Source organism: Enterococcus sp. DIV2453a, from assembly GCF_050533535.1.
In the GTDB taxonomy this organism is placed as follows: domain Bacteria; phylum Bacillota; class Bacilli; order Lactobacillales; family Enterococcaceae; genus Enterococcus; species Enterococcus faecalis.
The window spans coordinates 2,192,878-2,212,790 of the sequence record NZ_CP172899.1 but is presented as its reverse complement, the minus strand read 5'-3'; the positions used below and the strand labels follow the sequence as shown (position 1 = coordinate 2,212,790).

Sequence of the window (19,913 nt, the reverse complement as noted above, 5' to 3'; positions counted from 1 at the left end):
AATAAAATTTCCTCGATTTTTTGAGTTAATATCGGCGAGTATTGTCTGATAGCGTTCCAAGAGGTTAGTCGATGAACTGAAATAGATATTGGTGGTCGATACAAATTTCGGTGTTAATATTTAAGAGTACATAATATATACATGGCCCCATTCCATAGCTGTCTTTTATAAGAACAAATCATCAAATGTAGCAGTATTAGACTTTATCTATTATTATAGAACATGGTGAAAATAGTAAAAGAAGGGCCAGTCAACTGGTCCTTCTTTTTTATAATAAATGTAAATGTCCATTTGGAAAATGATAATTGGAGCGGCGTTTAAATTCAAAGGTTGCGTCACCTTGGTCCAGCAACGGTTCGTTATGTGGATGGACACGACACAGTTGTTTAATTTCATCCATGTTTTCAAAATTTTCGACTAAAATGCCGAAATCATTCTCGCAAGTATAGTTGTAAACGACTGCGGTAGGATGTTGTTTAATCCCCATTTCTCGAGCAACTTTTTGGTCGGTTTGGAAAGATTCTTTGACAAAATCGGATTGTCGGTCTTTACGATACATATCAATATCCCCGCCGGCCGCTAGAAGTAGTTCTTCTGATAACTCAGGAGAGTAAGCTAGACCGTCTTCAGCTACTGCTTTTTGTAAGCCAATCAACAATTGTCGGCCTTTTTTTCGGCCTTGTAACTGTGCTGCTTTATAGTCAAGAGCGGCTGAGTATAAATCTTCAAAAATTCGATTCCGTCGTTTAATGTCATTAATCGGAATATGTTGACGACTCAAAAATTCATTGATCGTTTTCATGTTTAATAAAGGAATAAAGCGCAATTGTATTTTTTTCTTGTCGTTAACAGACAATTGTATAATTTCTTTTTCAATTTCTAAACAGACGCCGCCTAAAGGATTGACGAACAAATAAATTTCAACCATTCATACTTCCTCCAATGCCATGCTTTTTCAAATACAGGTGCCAGAACGTCAGTGCTTCGAATACTAAGGGGCAGTGGTCCGCATCATGCGTTGAATCTTGTTAGGTGCAAGCGTAATGGGAATGTTCAAATCAGCCATTAATGTTTGAAACGCTTGCTTGCCGCTTTCAGCTTCAGTAACTTCTAACTCTAATTCAAAATCGTGCTGTTGGTTATACCAACTTTCGTCTAACGCAAGTAGTCCTTGAGGAATTTGTTTTTCTGCACGTGCTGTTTTTAATGAACCAATTAAATGGATCGAGGCGATTTCAATACCTAATTCTTGTAATTTCTTCGCCACAGCCCCCTCAGTAGGGAGGTGATTCCTTTTGATAAAGTGGTTCGCCGTCTCAAGCGATAAAGGGTCATTGATTTCTAATAATCCTTCTGGCGCAGGAACTTTTAAGGTTAACTCACCACGATCTGCTAATACGCGAATTCTTAAGCCCATTCGTTGTGCTTTTAATTGAAAATCGTCCGTATCAAAATAATGATTTGTTTGCGTAAAAAACTCCGTTTTTTGAATAGCAAAATGGTCGATTAATCGTTTGAAATCTTGCGGACTAACTAATGTTTTAAATTCAATTTCTAAGTGCTCACTCATGGGGTTCTCTCTCTTTCTTAAATCACTCCAATTTTCACATATTATATAGGTTTCCGTCAAGAAAAGTGGTCTTCTCTGTGAAAATTTTTTCTAATGAAAGGCGTTTGGAAATCAAATAGCGAATAACACCCTATTTTAGGAAGGACTGTGGTAAAATAATCAGTGAATGAAATTCAAGGAAATTGAGGGATCTACCATGGAACGAGAGTGGGAGCTGTTTTTAGCGCCATATGAACAGGCGGTCAGCGAATTAAAAGTAAAACTACGAGGTATTCGTAAACAATTTCGGGAGCAAGATAAACACATACCAATTGAATTCGTTACAGGACGTGTGAAACCAGTAGATAGTATTTTGACCAAGACGGCTATTCGGCATATTCCTTTAAATCGGATTGAAGAAGAAATGCAAGACATTGCTGGTTTGCGGATTATGTGCCAATTTGTGGAAGACATTTACCAGGTAGTCGCACTTTTAAGAAATCGTAAAGACTTAAAAATTGTGGAAGAACGGGACTACATTGAAAATAAAAAAGAAAGTGGTTATCGTTCGTACCATGTGGTGGTGGAATACCCTGTGCAATTAGTCACCGGGGAAAAGATTATTTTGGCCGAAATCCAAATTCGGACACTCTCCATGAATTTTTGGGCAACGATTGAACATTCTTTGAATTATAAATATCAAGGTGTCTTTCCTGAAGAAATGAAAGAACGCCTTCAGCGAGCGGCAGAGGCAGCCTATTTATTAGATGAAGAAATGTCATCTATTCGTGAAGAAATTCAAGAAGCACAACATTACTTCTCTCATGGCCGTGGATTGCTAGAAAACGAATACTATAAGCAAATTAAAAACGAAACACCAGAAAATCAGTAAAGGAGTCTGCTTATGAAAGTGGCGATTGTTCATAACTCGGAAGAAAAATCGAAACAAGTCACAAAACAACTGACAACACTATTAGAGCAAAACCAAATTCAAATAGACAATCGTCAACCTGAACTTGTGATTTCAGTCGGCGGAGATGGTACGCTTCTTTCCGCTTTTCATCGATTTAATCATCTGTTAAACGAAGTAAGTTTCTTAGGTGTACATACCGGACACTTGGGTTTCTATACAGATTGGCGTGATTATGAATTAAAAGAACTAGTTGAGAGTTTGTGTATTCATCGTGAAAAAAGTACGAGTTATCCATTATTAGATGTGCGGATTCGGTTTAGAGATGGGAAACCAGATAAACATTTTTTAGCATTAAATGAATCAACAATTAAACGAGGAAACCGGACGATGGTGGGCGATGTGTTTATTAAAGACGAACTGTTTGAACGATTTCGTGGTGATGGGTTGTCGATTTCGACCCCAACCGGCTCTACTGCGTATAATAAAAGTATTGGTGGGGCTGTTTTGCATCCTAGCATTAATGCGTTTCAGTTAACCGAAATCGCCTCCTTAAACAATCGTGTCTTTCGAACATTGGGGTCACCGATTGTAATCGCACATACGGAGTGGCTGGAGATTAAATTACAGGAAAGTGATGATTATTTTGTCACGGTGGACCAATTAGATATTTATCAAGAAAATATCGCTTCCGTCTGCTATCGAATTGCAGACGAACGGATTCATTTTGCCTCTTATCGGCACATGCATTTTTGGCATCGAGTGAAAGATGCCTTTATTGGTGAGGATTAATTAAACGATGGAATTTCAATGGACATATGACAAAGAAACAACACAACAAGTGAAATATTTTTTAAAGGAACAAGGCGTTTCAAAAGGGTTATTAGCTAAGGTGAAATTTCAGGGTGGTAAAATTCAAGTGAATGGGACCGCTCAAAATGCCATCTATCCTTTACAAACTGGCGATGTCGTTAAAATGACGATTCCAGATGAAGCGGAACATGAGACATTATTAACAGATGATGAACCGATTGAAATTGTGTTTGAAGATGATCATTTTTTAGTAGTTAATAAGCCCGCTGGCATTGCCTCGATACCTGCTCAGTATCATCCTTCAGGAACGATGGCGAATCGTGTTAAGGGCTATTACAAGCGTCAAAATTACGTGAATCAAGTTATTCATGTCGTGACTCGTTTAGATCGAGATACTTCTGGGCTGATGTTATTTGCGAAACACGGCTTTGCTCATGCTTTAATTGACCAAGAATTACGAGAAAAAAAGGTGACAAAAATTTATTATGCCCTTGTTGGTGGAGCGATTGAGCAGTTAAACGAGCATCAATTGATTGAAAAGCCAATTGGGCGCGACTTGTCCTCTTTATTAAAACGCCAAGTTATCGAAACAGGTCAATTTGCTAGTACAGAATATTGGCTCGCAAAAAGAGGAGCCCAAGCAGCAGCTGTGCGCATTCAGCTCCATACAGGACGAACACATCAAATTCGGGTACATTTTGAAGCAATTGGCTGTTCATTGTTAGGGGATGAGATGTATCATGGAAAGATGGATCAAGGAATTGAGCGGCAAGCGTTGCATTGCATGGAACTAATTTTTACTCATCCTTTTACCAAAGAAACGGTTCATCTGATTTCCCCACTAGCGGAGGATATGAAAAGTGTAGATGATACGTTATAATAATAAAGAGGCAGGAGGGGAAAGTGTAAGATGAATGAAGGCCAAGAAATGGAAGAGCAATTTGCCCTTCTTTTAGAAACGCTAAAAAATCAACAAATGAACGAATTTCGTGAGCTATTTTTAGCGTTACACATTTATGAACAAGGACAATTTTACCAATCGTTAGATGAAAAAGACCGACAACATTTATACAATTACCTATCTCCGAAAGAACTAGCGGATATGTTTGATGTTATCGAAGAAGATAATGAGAATATGAAAGATTATTTAGCTGAAATGCGCCCAAGTTATGCAGCAGATATGTTAGCTGAGATGTATACCGATAATGCAGTGGATTTACTAAATATGTTAGATAAAAGTCAAAAGGCGAAATATCTTAGTTTGTTAAGTAGTGAAGAAGCAGGCGAAATTAAAGAGTTACTTCATTACGAAGATGAAACTGCTGGGGCGATTATGACCACCGAATTTGTTTCGATTGTGGCGAATCAAACAGTGCGTTCTGCGATGTACGTCTTAAAGAATCAAGCGGACATGGCGGAAACAATCTATTACGTTTACGTAGTCGACCAAGAAAATCATTTAGTCGGCGTTATTTCGTTGCGGGATTTAATTGTTAATGATGATGATACCTTGATTGCTGATATTTTGAATGAACGGGTTATTTCAGTTCATGTTGGCGATGACCAAGAAGATGTCGCGCAAACAATTCGTGACTATGACTTCTTAGCTGTGCCAGTTACAGATTATGATGATCATTTGTTGGGGATTGTAACAGTTGATGATATTATTGATGTTATCGATGATGAAGCCGCTAGCGACTACTCTGGTTTAGCCGGGGTCGACGTTGAAGAAGTTAGTGAGAACCCTTTAAAAGCCGCTTCTAAACGATTACCTTGGTTAATTACGCTGCTGTTTTTAGGGATGTCTACGGCCTCGTTAATCAGTAATTATGAGTCGTTAGTTAGCGAAGCGAGTATTTTAGCCGTTTTTATTTCTTTAATTACCGGAACAGCCGGCAATGCCGGAACACAATCATTGGCGGTCGCGGTACGCCGTTTGGCTATGAAAGATGAAAAGGATAGTAATTTTGGTCGCTTAATCTTAAGTGAAGTGCTCACGGGACTAGTGACGGGGGCTGTGACAGGTTTAACCATTATGATTGTGGTTGGCGTGTGGCAACATAATCTTCCGCTTGGATTTGTGATTGGGATGGCAATGCTCTGTGCAATTACTGTGGCGAATTTAGCAGGGAGTTTAATCCCGATGTTAATGGATAAATTAGGGTTTGATCCCGCAGTTGCCAGTGGCCCGTTTATTACTACCTTAAGTGATTTAACCAGTGTATTAATTTATTTCAATATTGCCAGCATGTTTATGCGTTATTTTGTTTAAAAAATTGCACTTATTTATCATGAGACTGAGGTAAAAGGATTCGTTGGTTTGCTTGAAATCAAAAAAGTGAGATAGCCGTTAATACGACGGCTACCTCACTTTTTTAGATACAAGAAATTAAACAATTTTTGTGCCATGGACTTCTGTGACTTTTAAAGTGTCCATCACAGTTTGAACGTTTTCTGTGGAAATACCGCCACCTGGTAAAATAAGAATCCGTTGATCTGCGTAGGCAATTAATTCTTTTAAATGATCAAAGTTGTCTTCGATAGGGGTACCAGCTGGCCCGCCATGAGTTAAAATACGCGTCACACCACGCTCAGCTAACCAGTCGATCGCCTTAAATTGGTTTTCTTTCGACAAGGCATCAAAAGCCATATGAAAAGTGATTTGCAAGCCTTCAGCTGTTTCAATGAATAAGTCCAAAGCTTCTTCATCTAACCAACCATCCTCAGTTAAACAGCCAATAACAATGCCGTCGGTTCCTAATTTCTTTGCTTCGATTAAATCGGTATGCATAATTTTTAATTCAATATCATTATAGACAAAATTGCCGCCACGAGGACGAATGATTGTCATCACTGGTACAGAATGTTCGCCAGCGTATGCTAAGACTTCTTCAATAACACCAGTACTTGGCGTCGTTCCACCCACGGCTAAGTTATCGCATAATTCGATGCGATTCGCACCTTTTTGAATGGCTTGGGGAATCTTAGTGAAATTTTCGGCACAGAATTCTTTAATCATTTCTTATCGCTCCTTGCTTTTTCTTCACAGGCATTGTACCATAATTCTGCTTACTACCATAGCCCTGAAAAAAAGAGTGCAACTTTTTATAAGAGAAAATGTTCATTTGATGAACGTAAGGAGTTTTAAATGTTAAAGAAAATTGAACGAGCACAACAATTATTGAAAAAAGAAGCAGCTGTATTTCGCTGTCCAACTTGTCATCAACCAATGCATGTAGAAGGGGTTGGTCTGATTTGTCAACAGAGGCATCAATTTGATTTATCCAAGAAAGGCACGTTATACTTTCTAAATCATGGCGTTCAGACAGAATATAATAAAAAAATGTTTACTTCTCGAGGAAAAATGATTCAAAGTGGCATGTACGCGCCTGTTTTAAACAAAATTATGCACTATCTTCCTCAAAATAAAACAGTAGTCGATGTTGGTTGTGGTGAAGGGAGTTTTCTAGCTGAGTTAAGTCAAGCAGGCTTATCTGGACTGAAAATCGGGTTTGATTTATCAAAGGAAGGAATCTATTTAGCAAGTAATCAGCCAATTGATGCGTTTTGGTGTGTGGCGGATTTAACGAATTTGCCATTTGCGGATCAAGGGCTTGATACGATTTTGAATATTTTTTCTCCTTCACATTATCAAGAATTTCGGCGAGTACTAAAAGCTGACGGGACTGTGATTAAAATTATTCCTGAAGAGAATTATTTAAAGGAATTACGAGCGGCTTTTTATCCCAATGACGAAAAGAAACAAAGTTATTCCAATCAAAAAGTAGTCCAACGTTTTGCCGAGGAATTAGCTGTGGAAGTAGATGAACGAATAACTTATTGCTTTGACATTCCCGAGGAAAGACGGTTGGATTTATTAGAAATGTCGCCATTAGAGTGGCAAGTTTCTCAAAAAGTTAAAGCCGAGCTACAACAGCGACCATTGGAAAAAATCACGATTGACGTCCGCTTGTTAGTAGGTCGTAAAAGATAGACTTTTTTGTGAAGAAAATCCTAAAAAAGTCTTGCAATAAAGTGACATTGGTGTTATATTACTTACAAGTTGTTTTTTCATTGGTTTTTATCAGGGTCCTGTTCTGATAAAAGTTAGTGAAGAGACCTTCACTAACGTAACGACTCGCCGTGCTAGACACCGAGACGGTACGTTTTTTTTATTGGTTAGAACAGCTGCCGCCTGACATCATCGCGTCATGCGGTTTTTTTTTTGAAAATAAGTATTGTGGGCGCTATTTATTTTGAATTTATGCTAAAATGAACACGATTGATATTTGAGGAGCTGAAGATAGTTGACGAACCATATTGTTTTATTTGAACCACAAATTCCAGCAAATACTGGAAATATTGCACGGACATGTGCAGCGACGAATACACCGTTGCATTTAATTGAACCTTTAGGATTTTCAACAGATGATAAACACTTAAAACGTGCCGGATTAGATTATTGGAATGATGTAAATATTACGTATCATAAAGATTTGGCTGCCTTTTTAGCCCATGTGGCAGGCAAACACTTGCATTTAGTAACCAAATTTGCTCACCAAACATACAGCGAGGTCAATTATAATGATGGCGAGGACCATTATTTCCTTTTTGGAAAAGAAACAACAGGCTTACCAGAAACGTTTATGCGAGAAAACGAAGAAAAGTGTATCCGAATTCCTATGAATGATGAACATGTGCGCTCATTGAATCTTTCTAACACTGCCGCACTAATTGTTTATGAAGCCTTACGTCAGCAAAATTTTCCGAACTTAGAACTGACGCATCATTATGAAAATGATAAATTGGATTAAAAAAAGTTAAGACAGTAGCGCTTTTTTTCAAAAATGTCAGAAGAAAGTGGTTTTATTTTTACTGTTGCCCAATTTCCGAGCCTAGAACAAAAAACAATTTAGATTTTTGTTCTAGGCTTATTTTGCTTGGATTACTAGAAACTTCCATGGATATTTTCGCAGGGAAGTGATAAACTAGAAAGACATATGAAGAGATAAAGAAGTTTGGAGAAGTTACATGAAATTATATTTTACACGACATGGAAAAACTGAATGGAATCAACAGAAACGATTTCAAGGAATGACAGGAGATTCGCCGTTATTACCAACTAGTTATGACGAAATTAAACAATTAGGCCAATATTTACAAGATATTCCGTTTGAAAAAATTTATTCTAGTCCGCTATTACGTGCCAAAAATACTGCGCGGGGAATTCAACAAGAATTGACTCATCCAGTTGAAATTGTTTATACAGATACTTTAAAAGAATTAGGTTTAGGTCGTCTAGAAGGACAATATATTGAAGAAATGCGTAATTTTTATGGAGAAGAATTAGATCATTTACGGCATCGTTTAGATTTGTATGATCCAACAATTTTTGATGGTGAACCAATCGAGCAAGCGATTCAACGGATTTCAGAAACAGTTGCTGAAGCGGCGAAGCAGCACGAAGGTCCAGTTCTATTTGTCGGACACGGAGCAGCGCTGACGGCGGCAATCCAAGCGATGGCTGGTAAACCATTATCAGAATTACGGACAATGGGCGGGCTGTTAAACAATAGCCTTTCAATCCTTGAAACCAAAGAGGCATCAAGGAACATGCCGTACGACTTAACGTTATGGAATGATACGTCTTTTTTAGCTAAAGAAAAAGCACAATAAGCACACAACAGAAAGGAGGGCTTGTAGTGGTAACACTTTTTGGTGAGGACGAAGAAAAAGCCTTTATTGTTGGGACTGTACAAGCAATCTTTTTTGAAAATCCCAGTAATTTTTATAAAGTCGTTCTTGTAAATGTGACCGATACAAATACAGATTATTTAGAAAAAGAAATTGTAGTAACTGGTAGTTTTGGCCAAGTTCAAGAAGAGGAACCCTATCGTTTCTTTGGTCATTTTGTGGACCATCCTCGTTATGGCAGACAGTTTCAGGTGGATAGTTATCAGCAAGAAAGACCGACTTCGGCTAGTGGGGTGGTTAACTATTTATCAAGTGACAAATTTCCTGGCATTGGTAAACGAACTGCTGAAAAAATTGTTGAAGTATTAGGGGAAAGTGCGATTGACCGAATTATTGATGACCCGAGTGTTTTGGAAGAAGTTACTGTTTTAAATGAAAAAAAACGTCAAGTAATCGTCGAAACAATTCGCTTGAATCACGGGATGGAGCAAGTGATTGTGGGACTAAATCGATACGGCTTCGGTAGTCAGTTAGCTTTTTCAATTTATCAAACCTATCAAGAAGAAACCCTTTCTGTGATTCAAGAAAATCCTTATCAGTTAGTTGAAGATATTGAGGGAGTCGGATTTAAACGAGCGGACAATATTGCTGAACAAATCGGCATTCAGGCGGATTCTGCTGTTCGAATTCGGGCAGCGATTTTACATGAAGTGTTTGAACACTCCATTCGCTCAGGCAATACGTATGTTCAAGCAGATGTTTTGTTAGAAGAAGCGATTCGGACCTTGGAAGCAAGTCGCCCAGTGGAAATCTCACCTGATCAAGTGGCCAATGAAATCATTACGTTAGTCGAACATGGAAAAATCCAACAAGAAGAGACTAAACTTTTTGAGAACAGTCTCTATTTTTCTGAATGGGGCATTGGTACTTCGATTCAACGTTTACTTTCTCGTAAAAAAGAAATTCATTACGAGGAAGAAGAAGTCCAAAAAAGTATCCGAATGATTGAGAAACGTTTAAATATTCAGTATGGCGACTCGCAACAAGCAGCGATTGAAGAAGCGATTAAATCGCCGTTATTTATTTTAACTGGAGGGCCCGGAACAGGGAAAACAACTGTTATTAATGGGATTGTCTCGTTGTTTGCGGAACTAAATGGTCTTTCATTAGATCTCAAAGACTACACGCAGGAGATGTTTCCAATCTTGCTAGCGGCGCCAACTGGGCGAGCAGCGAAACGTATGAACGAAACGACAGGTTTACCTGCAAGTACCATCCACCGTTTGTTAGGCTTGACAGGTCGTGAAAAAAATCCGAGTTTAACCGCCAAAGAATTAGAAGGCGGTTTGCTAATTGTAGATGAAATGTCAATGGTGGATACTTGGTTAGCCAATACGTTATTAAAAGCTATTCCGACAAACATGCAAGTGATTTTTGTTGGTGATAAGGATCAGCTACCGTCTGTCGGTCCAGGTCAAGTCTTACATGACTTATTGCAAATTAACGAAATTCCCAAATGTGAGTTAAACGAAATTTATCGTCAAGGAGACGGTTCAAGTATTATTCCTCTTGCCCATGAAATTAAAGAAGGAAAGTTGCCTGCTGATTTTCAAAAAAATCAAAAGGATCGCTCGTTCTTTGCAAGTGATATTGGTCATATCGAAGAATACATTCGACAAATCGTCACAAAGGCAAAAGCAAAAGGGTTTACGCCACAAGATATCCAAGTTTTAGCGCCAATGTATCGTGGCGCAGCCGGCATTGATGCCTTGAATAAGATGATGCAAGAAATCTTCAATCCAAATGATGGTAAGAAAAAAGAAGTCAAATGGAATGACACCGTCTATCGGATTGGGGACAAAGTTTTGCAACTAGTCAATACGCCAGAATTAAATGTGTTCAATGGAGATATGGGAGAAATCGTCGGAATTACTTTAGCCAAAGACTCAGAGGACAAAGTGGACGAGTTGGTTTTACAGTTTGATAATAATGAAGTAACGTATAAAAGAAATGAATGGAATAAAATTACGTTATCCTATTGTTGTTCGATTCATAAAGCGCAAGGTAGTGAATTCCGCATGGTGTTACTGCCAATGGTTCATCAGTATAGCCGAATGCTGCAACGAAATTTGCTGTATACAGCAGTGACACGTAGTAAAGAATTATTAATTCTATTAGGTGAGGTTTCTGCTTTTGAAACATGTGTCAAAAACGAATCGGCTAGTCGTATGACGATGCTAAAAGAACGAATCGTGAACGCAGAACAAATGACCTTAACGACTAGAACTCAGTTAGAAGCCTATGAAGAAGGTTTAACGGCAGACCATCCATTTACTGAAAAAGAAACAAAAGCTGTCTCTTATGAAAATGAACAGCAATCAACGAAAGCCGATCAGATAAAAGAAACAGACGAGCAATTAGTTGACACAACGGTACAAGAAGTTTCACTATTTGCTGATGAAGGGGAAGAGTCAACCCCAGAAACAGCAAAGAAAGCGACAAAAGTTGTCGAAGAACCATTACCAAAAGAACCACGACTAACAGTCGAAATTATTCAAACAAATGCTGTTGATCCAATGATTGGAATGAAGGATACGACGCCTTATCAATTTATGTGAGAAGAGGAAAGAGGTCGGGACAGAAGCGTTTAACTCCGAGAAATAAGAAGAAATTTCCGAAAATTGTTCTATAATTTTTGGAGAATTTCGGCTTATTTCCGAAGGAGTTGCTTCTGTTCCCGCCGTTTATCAATTTTTAAGCCTGGGACAAAAATCCAAAGTGATTTTTGTCCCAGGCTCTTTTTCAACCTTAAGGGACTCAGTTAAAACCAAAACAAACGTTTTTGTGTGGTATAAACCATATCAATACTTCGTTTGCCTAAAATCTCGCCATCTGCGTGAATGGTTTGTGGAATCGTCGAAACAATTCGAATTTTGCTTGATTGAAAATGATGAAAATGCTTAGATTTCCCTTGTTTTTGGCGAAGCAATAGGAAAATAAGCCACAAAATTTTAAAAATATTGATTCGTTCCACGACAACTAAGTCCACGACTGCTTTGCGAGGATTGGCCGTCGGCATAATTGATACGCCCCCGCCAAAATAAGGATGATTTGTGACCGTACATAGGAAAGCACGATTAAATGTGTATTGTTTACCATTCATTTCAACTAAAATTGGAAAGCCTTTTTGTTTAAAAAAGACATGAATGATTGAAGAAATATAGGAAAGCGAGCCAAGCTTAAATTTATTTAAGGCTTTTTTTGATGACGATTCGTTGGTTTTTTCCACGATTGCCGCATCTAACCCTAAGCCAACATTATTGGTGGCTAAGCCGATTTCTTCTTGGTTGGCTTCTACATAATGAATCGTTTGAATTTCTTTTGGTCGTCTGGTGCGCAGGATTTGATGCAATGCTTTATCAATATTCCTTGATAATCCCACCCCTCGTGCAAAATCATTTCCAGAGCCGCATGGAATATAGCTTAAAGGAATAGCTGAATCATATGGAAGTAATGAATTAATGACATTATGTAGTGTGCCATCGCCGCCTAGCACGACTAGGATTGGAAAAGTTGAAACGTCTAAGTCTTCAGACCAAGGAAGTAAAGTTGTTTCTGCAAGTTCCTTCGTCAATTCTTTTTCATGTCCAGCGTAATCAGTGTAAAGAGCCGTATATTTAAGTTCTTGTTGCTTGAGTTGTTGAATCACTTTTCTAGCGACTTTTCGGCCATTGCCGCTACTTGCTTGCTCGTTGATAATAAGATAGTAGTGAATGTTCATTGAGCTCCTCCTTTGAATCGCTATTGTCCATTATACCAGAGGGAGGAACTTCTGCGAATAAAGATTGCTTAAAAAAGTAAAAAATGACTAGAAAAAGGCACGAAACAATGCATGAGAGGTGAAAACTGCAAATAAGTGCAAAGTAAAACAGGGCTTTCATTGACTATTTTGACTTTCCATATTAGAATGTGAACTGTTGCAATTGTAACCAAGGTTCATCAACCATCCCTTGTAAAAAAACTCGGAGAAAGAAGGAAAAAGTATGCAAAATTCGTTTCAAGCCAATCGAAAGCTAAGAACAGTCTTAGCCAATGGTATCATTATGGGCTTATATATTGTCCTCTCTTTATTGGTTCGGCCAGTTTCTTCTGGTATGATTCAATTTAGAATTTCAGAAAGTTTGAATCACCTAGTCGTTTTCAATCGCAAATTGATGTGGGGTGTTTTAGGCGGCGTTATCTTTTTTAACTTATTTTTTGGTTTCGGTGTAATGGATGCTCTGTTTGGTGGAGCGCAAACATTATTTGCGTTGAGCTTAACAGCTTTTTTACAAAAAAAGGTACCAAGTATTCCTGTTAGAATGTGTCTAAATAGTCTATTTTTTACTGTAAGTATGTTTTTTATTGCCTTTATGCTAGTACCAAGTGGCGGTCAAGCATTTTGGACAACTTATGGTTGGTTAGCATTAAGTGAAGCGATTATTATGACGATTTCAGCACCAATCATGTATTTTATCAACAAGTCATTAAAATTTGAAACACGTATTTAATTGAAAAGATGTGGATAGAAATGATTCATCCTTTGAATGGCAGTGAAGAAAAGTGTCGTTGCTATTAGTGAACTAAGTGGTAGAATGAACTGTTTCTACCTCGTCTTTTTTACATAAAGAATAAGATCTACATTTTTTCTAAAAATTTTCATGTAAAACTTTACTAGTCTGTTGGAATACACTATGATAGTGTAAGATAAACGGACTATTGGAAAGTCACAGCAGAGGAGTTTGAACATGTACACATTTAAAATCGGTATTCCGGCAGAAGTACACGATACATTTGTTAAAAATCACCCATTATGTAATTTACTACAGTCATCTTCATGGGCAAAAGTCAAGGATAACTGGGGTTCTGAAATTGTTGGGGTTTATGAAAAGGATACATTAGTTGCATCAAGTTTAGTTTTAATCAAACCATTACCAGCCGGTTTTACGATGTTATATACACCAAGAGGTCCAGTAATGGACTATACAAATGAACGTTTGGTCAACTACTTTATGGCTGAATTGAAAAAATTTGGCAAGAAAAAACGAGCTTTATTTATAAAAATGGATCCTGCGGTTCACTATCAAGATTTCCATTTGGGAGAAGAACATCAACCGCATGCTGAAGCGACAGCTATTATTGAGACCTTGAAAAAAGCAGGGGCCAAATATCAAGGACTGACAATGGATATGGGGGCCACCATCCAGCCCCGCTTCCAAGCGAATATTTATCGTGAAGATTTTAGTGAGGAACAATTGTCAAAAAGTACCAAGAAAATGATTAAAACAGCTGAAAAAAAAGGGGTAGTTGTGCAGCAAGGGCATGTTGACTTTGTTGATGAATTTGAAAAAGTCATTCAATCAACCATGGAACGCCAACATATTTCTTTGCGGAATAGTGATTACTTTAAGAAGCTGTTGAACATTTACCCAGAAGACTCCTTTATTATGCTGGCGCAAGTCAATTTAAAGGAACGCTTAGATAGCACGCAACAACGCTATGACAAAAATCAAAAAGACTTGAGTAATTTGAAAGAAAATCAAGTGAAAAAGCGCCATAATTTAGAAGAATTAGATGCTTCCTTGACTCGGGAACTAAAAGAATTAGAAGAAAATATCGCAGAAGCTGGTGAAATCGTCACGGTTGCTGGCGCCTTGGCTGTGACATTTGGTCCAACAAGTGAAATCCTTTATGCTGGCTTAGATGATCGTTATAAACGCTACATGCCAACTTATGTGACTTGGCGAGATGCCATTCAAGAATGTTTTAACCGTGGCTGCGAAAGCTGTAATATGGGCGGCTTAGAAGGTAGTTTAAATGATGGATTAATTAAGTTTAAAGCGAACTTCAACCCAACGATTAATGAATTTATTGGGGAATTCGATTTACCGGTTAATAAATTATTATTTAAAGCCAGTGAATATGCCTATAAATTACGAAAACAAAAAAAATAAATAAAAAACACATGAACTAAAAATCAAACTTGATTTTTAGTCCCTGTGTTTTTTTCTATAGTTTTTGCGTTGCATTTCGTTTCATTAAGCGAAGCAAAACGCTAGCAATTGCTGAAGCAGCTACACCAGCAACAAGAGCTTCTGGCACACCAGAACTGAAAATCGTCGCAATAATAGCTAGGTAAACAGCAGTTCCAGCTTTACCAATAATTTCAGCATAAGCTGAATTAAAAAGAAAATAAATCATGTTCATGACTAAAATGGTATTCGTTGCTGAGCCTAAAACACCAGCCACAAATAAGGAGACAGGTTGCGCTTTTTCCTTCGTTAATTTATTTAGCCATTTGTAAGCGAAATAAGGAACGACCCCAATTAAAATCCGCGGAATGAGCACAATTAAAAGAGCCTTCCAACTACCGTGATCGGTACCGATCACGGGAATAAATGGAGAAAAAACAAACGACAAAGGTGTTGGTGCTGTCGTATTTTTAATTAAGCTAATGATCCCAAACGTGCCGCCCAACATACTACCGATTTTTGGCCCTAAAACAATGGAACCAATAATTACAGGAATATGCATCGTGGTCGAATTTAAAGGACCTAATGTGATAAATCCTAGCGGGGTTAAAGCCAGTAAAAGTAAGATAGCTAAGAACATGGCTGTTAACGTAAATTTTTTCGTGTTATTCATAAATTACTCCTTGTTATCAGATGCTAAAATTTTCATCACTGTTTGAAGGATATCTTCAACAGTGGCAAGTGCGCCACGACCATAATCACCACAAGCTAATAGAGCTTCACGTGGGATTATTTCTTGATAGCCGACTTCTTTTAAAATGCCAATATTTCGTTGGACAATGGGGTTTTGGTACATATACGTATTCATCGCGGGCGCAATAATTTTTGGTGTTTCAGGATAAAGCGCCAAAGCAACTGTTGATAATAAGTCGTCGGCAATCCCATGGGCTAATTTCCCAATTGTATTGGCCGAAGCAGGTGCTACTAAAAATAAATCCGCTTTTTTAGCTAACTCAATGTGATTAATTTTACTGGGATCAATTTCCATCATGACATCCGTATGCACTGGATTCTTAGAAAGTGATTGTAAGGTCAGCGGAGTGATGAACGCTGTGCTGCTTTTAGTCATTAAAATTTCCACATTGTAGCCAAGCTTAGCTAGTTGACTTGTAATATCTGCTGCTTTATATGCAGAAATGCTGCCAGAGACGCCTAATAAAATAGTTTTCATTGTTGTTCTCTCCATTTCTTTTCAACATTTTTAACGATCATTGAACCAATCCCTTGTTTTGAACAAGCTTCTTGGACAATGCCCGTTTCGTTAATTAATAATCCTTCGTGTTCTGTTTCATGAACGTTCATCAAGTCATTGGCTAAGACAAAGTCACACCGATTTTTAACCAAAGCGGCTTGTGCAACCTGGACGAGTTCTTCTTGTGAAACGTCGACAAGTAATTTAAAGCCCACTAAAACAGTTTGGGGTTGCTTGTCACGAATCATTTGGATGACTTTAGGATTTTTCTTTAGAAAAATTAATAATCGGTCCGTATCAGATGAAATTTTTGTTGCTGTTTGAGGAATATCAGCAATCTGATTCAATGTGTTTTGAACGATAGTTACCAAGGCTTCTTTGGTCTTTGGCAATGTTTGTTCGCTTAATTGTTGCGCAAAAGAATCAATAAATTGTTCTTCCGTTTGCGCGGTTTCCGTCGTAAAATCACTGACTGCCATTGCGTGAACAATCGCATCAAATTGCTTTTCAGCAAAGAGTTGTTCTAACGTAGTGGCTAATTCAACCGTTGTTTCTATTTCTTTAATTGATAAGTCCAATTGTTGGGTTGGACGTAATGCATGTTTGGTTGTTACGTAGGTTACGGTGTGTCCCGCAGCTAAAAAACTTTCAGCAATTGCTTTTCCTAGTCCGCCAGAAGAATGATTGGTAATCGAACGAACATTATCAATCGGTTCTGACGTTCCGCCAGCAGTAACTAAAACATCCATAATCAAAACGCCTCCTTAAGAAATTCGGACAATGGTCCGTCCAATATGTTGGCCTGCTTGTAATGCTTCAAAAACAGGGGGAAGTTCTTCTAAAGTAATCTCTTGATACACAGCTTTTTCAGTGATGTCTAAATCAGTGGCAAGACGTTGCCAGACTATTTTTCGTTTGTCCATACCAACATTAACCGAATCAATGCCCAATAAATGAACGCCCCGTAAAATAAAGGGTAAAACGGTTGTCTCTAATGTAATTCCAGCAGCGCGGCCACAAATGGCTGAACGGCCATCATAACGAAGTTGTGGTAAAACAGCAGAAGTAATTTCCCCACCAGTGGTATCAATTGCAAAAGCAAAACGCTGTTTCATCAATGCTTTAACAGGAGTTGCTAAGAAATCTTCTACTAATAAGCATTCACTAACACCTAACTCTTTTAAAAGCTCAAAAGAATCTGGCTTTCTAGTTAATGCAGTGATTGAAGTGTAGCCTAATTGATGCAACATCGCAATAGACAATGTCGCAACACCGCCTGTCGCACCAGTTACAACGATGGGGGCTTCTTTGTCGTCGCGTAAGCCATCGTCTTCTAAAGCTGTGACAGATAATCCGGCCGTAAAGCCAGCAGTTCCGAAAATCATTGCTTCTTTGAGACTCATTTTTTCAGGAAGTGGAACTACCCAATCGCCAGGAACACGCACATATTCAGAATAACCACCAGTATGACTAACCCCTAATTGATAGCCTGTTACGATCACTTTATCGCCTTCTTTGAAACGAGGATCTTCCGATGTGACAACAGTGCCACTGACATCAATTCCTGGAATCATTGGATAATTGCGAATCACACCGCCGTCTTTTTTTGAAGCTAAAGAGTCTTTAAAGTTAACTGAGGAGTAGGCTGCTTTGATTACTACAGTGCCTTCTGATAAATCGTCTAAAGTAATGGTTTCTAGTTGACCAATAACAGATGTATCTTGTTCTCTTAACGTAAATGCTTGAAATGAATTCATATAAAAACTCTCCTTCCAATTATGTAAAAAAGCAACTCGTCTTATTTTATCATATTCTGATTTTTTCGTATCATTTTTCTTCTTATAAACAGTAAGTTATACAGAAAAGAAAGATTGTGTGACAATTAGACTAGAAAAATAAAGAAAAATGGTTGAAATTTTTCAAAAAGTTCGTATACTAAAAAAGGTAAAACTAAACTGTAAGTTTAGTATTACAAAACTTTTGTTGAAAAGATTAGCTGAAAATAGAAACGAGGTGTGCCATGGAAATTGGTGAGAAGTTGAGAAATTTACGCATTCAGAAAAATTTAACACAAGAAGAATTAGGCGAAAGAACGGATTTATCCAAAGGCTATATTTCCCAATTGGAGCGGGATTTAAGCTCACCATCAATGGAAACATTTTTCTCAATTTTAGAAGTACTAGGCGTGACGCCAGAGCAGTTTTTTAGTCAGCAACCGCTTGAACAGAAAATTGTCTACAATGAAGAAGAAAGTACCCTCTATTATGATGAAGAACATGGCTATGAACTAAAATGGTTAATTCCAGCCTCAAATGAAAAAGAAATGGAACCTGTCATTATTACTTTTGATAAAAATGGCGAATACAAAACGTTTGAACCTTCTCTATCAGAAACATTTATTTATGTGATTGATGGCTCCATTCGTTTGACATTAGGGGAAGCCACGTATATTGCTAAAAAAGGTCAAACCATGTATTACCAAGCAACAGAACCTCACCAAATTAGCAACAATGGTCGAGGAAAAAGTCGTGCGTTAATTGTGGCGACAGAATCGTATTTATAAAGAAGGACGAAACGGAGGAGTTTATCCAGTGAGAAACCATGTGATTTCATTTGAAAATGTTGTCAAACAATTTGACGATGAACCAGTATTAAAAAATGTCAGCTTTGAAATTGAAGAAGGAAAATTTTATACCTTATTAGGACCTTCAGGATGTGGCAAAACAACGATTTTGCGTATTATTGCGGGATTCAATGACGTGACTTCTGGCGATGTTTATTTTGATGGTAAAAGAATAAATGATGTACCTGCCAATAAACGCCAAGTCAATACCGTGTTTCAGGATTATGCTTTGTTTCCTCACATGAATGTTTTTGATAATGTTGCGTTTGGTTTAAAAATCAAAAAACTATCCAAAGCAGAAATTGAAAAAAAAGTGAAAGAGGCATTACGTTTGGTTCAATTACCGGGCTACGAAACACGTGAAATTAGTGAAATGTCTGGGGGCCAGCGTCAGCGGGTCGCAATTGCACGAGCGATTGTCAATGAGCCAAAAGTATTGCTTTTAGATGAACCGTTATCCGCTTTAGATTTGAAATTACGCACAGCGATGCAATATGAACTACGTGATTTACAACAACGTTTAGGGATTACTTTTATTTTTGTGACCCATGATCAAGAAGAAGCATTAGCGATGAGTGATGAAATTTTTGTCATGAATAAAGGTCATATCGTGCAAAGTGGCACACCAGTCGATATTTATGATGAACCGATTAATCACTTTGTTGCTGACTTTGTGGGGGAAAGTAATATTGTGGATGGCGTGATGCTGGAAGATAATTTAGTTTCATTTGTGGGCAAAAAGTTTGAATGTGTCGATGGCGGCATGCGGAAAAATGAACCTGTAGAAGTCGTTTTACGTCCAGAAGACTTAACGATTACCACGCTTGAAAAAGGCAAGCTAACCGTAACGGTGGACACGCAGTTATTCCGCGGCGTTCATTATGAAATTATTTGTTTTGATGAACAAGGAAACGAATGGATGGTGCATTCCACTCGAAAAGCCAAAGAAGGTGCTCAAGTAGGTCTCTCTTTTGAGCCAGAAGATATTCACGTGATGCGCTTCAATGAATCAGAAGAAGACTTTGATGCCCGTTTAGAAAGTTACGACGAGTAAACGAAAG

The 19,913-nt window shown here is 38.0% G+C and carries 20 protein-coding genes; 12 read left to right on the top strand and 8 right to left on the bottom strand.

Going from position 1 to position 19,913, the window contains the following annotated elements; all coding sequences use genetic code 11:
• Positions 1 to 268 precede the first annotated feature (268 nt).
• Both IGK03_RS10720 and IGK03_RS10715 read right to left on the bottom strand, forming a co-directional pair.
• A complete protein-coding gene (locus tag IGK03_RS10720; protein ID WP_002356482.1) occupies positions 269 to 928 on the bottom strand; it encodes a ClpXP adapter SpxH family protein in 660 nt (219 codons plus the stop codon).
• A gap of 63 nt (positions 929 to 991) precedes the next feature.
• A complete protein-coding gene (locus tag IGK03_RS10715) occupies positions 992 to 1,570 on the bottom strand; it encodes a CYTH domain-containing protein (RefSeq protein ID WP_430602301.1) in 579 nt (192 codons plus the stop codon).
• Between the two features lie 196 nt (positions 1,571 to 1,766).
• On the opposite strand from IGK03_RS10715, the gene IGK03_RS10710 reads away from it, so the two are divergent.
• From IGK03_RS10710 to mgtE, 4 genes are read left to right on the top strand one after another with little or no spacing between them, the layout of a single operon-like run.
• Entirely contained in the window at positions 1,767 to 2,441 is a 675-nt protein-coding gene (locus IGK03_RS10710) for a GTP pyrophosphokinase (RefSeq protein ID WP_002356484.1), read from the top strand.
• Between the two features lie 12 nt (positions 2,442 to 2,453).
• Positions 2,454 to 3,251, top strand: a complete 798-nt coding sequence (locus tag IGK03_RS10705) for an NAD kinase (protein WP_002356486.1) — start codon at positions 2,454 to 2,456, stop codon at positions 3,249 to 3,251.
• Between the two features lie 7 nt (positions 3,252 to 3,258).
• A complete protein-coding gene (locus IGK03_RS10700) occupies positions 3,259 to 4,152 on the top strand; it encodes an RluA family pseudouridine synthase (protein WP_010713158.1) in 894 nt (297 codons plus the stop codon).
• A 30-nt stretch (positions 4,153 to 4,182) separates the two neighbouring features.
• Positions 4,183 to 5,544 carry a magnesium transporter gene (mgtE, locus tag IGK03_RS10695; RefSeq protein ID WP_002362548.1) on the top strand — a complete coding sequence of 454 codons (1,362 nt, stop codon included), beginning with the start codon at positions 4,183 to 4,185 and terminating at the stop codon, positions 5,542 to 5,544.
• A 117-nt stretch (positions 5,545 to 5,661) separates the two neighbouring features.
• Here the strand turns inward: mgtE and cutC are convergent, their stop codons facing one another.
• Complete coding sequence (cutC, locus tag IGK03_RS10690) at positions 5,662 to 6,291, bottom strand: copper homeostasis protein CutC (RefSeq protein ID WP_002359565.1); 630 nt, start codon at positions 6,289 to 6,291, stop codon at positions 5,662 to 5,664.
• Between the two features lie 129 nt (positions 6,292 to 6,420).
• Here cutC and IGK03_RS10685 point away from each other — a divergent pair, with 129 nt between their 5' ends.
• The 4 genes from IGK03_RS10685 to recD2 all read left to right on the top strand — a co-directional run bounded on the left by IGK03_RS10685 (position 6,421) and on the right by recD2 (position 11,584).
• Entirely contained in the window at positions 6,421 to 7,266 is an 846-nt protein-coding gene (locus IGK03_RS10685) for a methyltransferase domain-containing protein (protein ID WP_010707217.1), read from the top strand.
• Between the two features lie 313 nt (positions 7,267 to 7,579).
• Entirely contained in the window at positions 7,580 to 8,086 is a 507-nt protein-coding gene (gene trmL / locus IGK03_RS10680) for a tRNA (uridine(34)/cytosine(34)/5-carboxymethylaminomethyluridine(34)-2'-O)-methyltransferase TrmL (protein WP_002356493.1), read from the top strand.
• 217 nt (positions 8,087 to 8,303) lie between these two features.
• A complete protein-coding gene (locus IGK03_RS10675) occupies positions 8,304 to 8,948 on the top strand; it encodes a histidine phosphatase family protein (RefSeq protein WP_002362550.1) in 645 nt (214 codons plus the stop codon).
• A 26-nt stretch (positions 8,949 to 8,974) separates the two neighbouring features.
• A complete protein-coding gene (gene recD2, locus IGK03_RS10670) occupies positions 8,975 to 11,584 on the top strand; it encodes an SF1B family DNA helicase RecD2 (protein ID WP_016618425.1) in 2,610 nt (869 codons plus the stop codon).
• A gap of 203 nt (positions 11,585 to 11,787) precedes the next feature.
• Here the strand turns inward: recD2 and IGK03_RS10665 are convergent, their stop codons facing one another.
• On the bottom strand, positions 11,788 to 12,747 hold the full coding sequence (locus tag IGK03_RS10665; protein WP_002356498.1) for a diacylglycerol/lipid kinase family protein: 960 nt from the start codon (positions 12,745 to 12,747) through the stop codon (positions 11,788 to 11,790).
• Positions 12,748 to 13,009: 262 nt separating this feature from the next.
• Between IGK03_RS10665 and IGK03_RS10660 the strand changes: the two genes are divergently transcribed.
• Both IGK03_RS10660 and IGK03_RS10655 read left to right on the top strand, forming a co-directional pair.
• Positions 13,010 to 13,516 carry a QueT transporter family protein gene (locus tag IGK03_RS10660; RefSeq protein ID WP_002356499.1) on the top strand — a complete coding sequence of 169 codons (507 nt, stop codon included), beginning with the start codon at positions 13,010 to 13,012 and terminating at the stop codon, positions 13,514 to 13,516.
• Positions 13,517 to 13,753: 237 nt separating this feature from the next.
• A complete protein-coding gene (locus IGK03_RS10655; protein ID WP_010713161.1) occupies positions 13,754 to 14,959 on the top strand; it encodes an aminoacyltransferase in 1,206 nt (401 codons plus the stop codon).
• Between the two features lie 55 nt (positions 14,960 to 15,014).
• Here IGK03_RS10655 and IGK03_RS10650 read toward each other — a convergent pair whose 3' ends face one another.
• The 4 genes from IGK03_RS10650 to IGK03_RS10635 are packed head-to-tail and all read right to left on the bottom strand — an operon-like array spanning position 15,015 to position 17,986.
• On the bottom strand, positions 15,015 to 15,650 hold the full coding sequence (locus IGK03_RS10650; RefSeq protein ID WP_002356501.1) for an ECF transporter S component: 636 nt from the start codon (positions 15,648 to 15,650) through the stop codon (positions 15,015 to 15,017).
• Positions 15,651 to 15,653: 3 nt separating this feature from the next.
• Positions 15,654 to 16,208: a phosphopantothenoylcysteine decarboxylase gene (gene coaC, locus IGK03_RS10645; RefSeq protein ID WP_002359573.1), complete on the bottom strand. Its 555-nt coding sequence runs from the start codon at positions 16,206 to 16,208 to the stop codon at positions 15,654 to 15,656.
• Complete coding sequence (coaB, locus tag IGK03_RS10640) at positions 16,205 to 16,978, bottom strand: phosphopantothenate--cysteine ligase (RefSeq protein ID WP_002359575.1); 774 nt, start codon at positions 16,976 to 16,978, stop codon at positions 16,205 to 16,207. The genes coaC and coaB overlap by 4 nt, the downstream gene beginning before the upstream one ends.
• Before the next feature lie 15 nt (positions 16,979 to 16,993).
• Entirely contained in the window at positions 16,994 to 17,986 is a 993-nt protein-coding gene (locus IGK03_RS10635) for a YhdH/YhfP family quinone oxidoreductase (protein ID WP_010707222.1), read from the bottom strand.
• A gap of 263 nt (positions 17,987 to 18,249) precedes the next feature.
• On the opposite strand from IGK03_RS10635, the gene IGK03_RS10630 reads away from it, so the two are divergent.
• Together IGK03_RS10630 and IGK03_RS10625 are read left to right on the top strand one after the other, a co-directional pair.
• Positions 18,250 to 18,792: a helix-turn-helix domain-containing protein gene (locus IGK03_RS10630; protein WP_002356507.1), complete on the top strand. Its 543-nt coding sequence runs from the start codon at positions 18,250 to 18,252 to the stop codon at positions 18,790 to 18,792.
• 28 nt (positions 18,793 to 18,820) lie between these two features.
• A complete protein-coding gene (locus IGK03_RS10625) occupies positions 18,821 to 19,906 on the top strand; it encodes an ABC transporter ATP-binding protein (protein ID WP_002356508.1) in 1,086 nt (361 codons plus the stop codon).
• Positions 19,907 to 19,913: the final 7 nt, after the last annotated feature.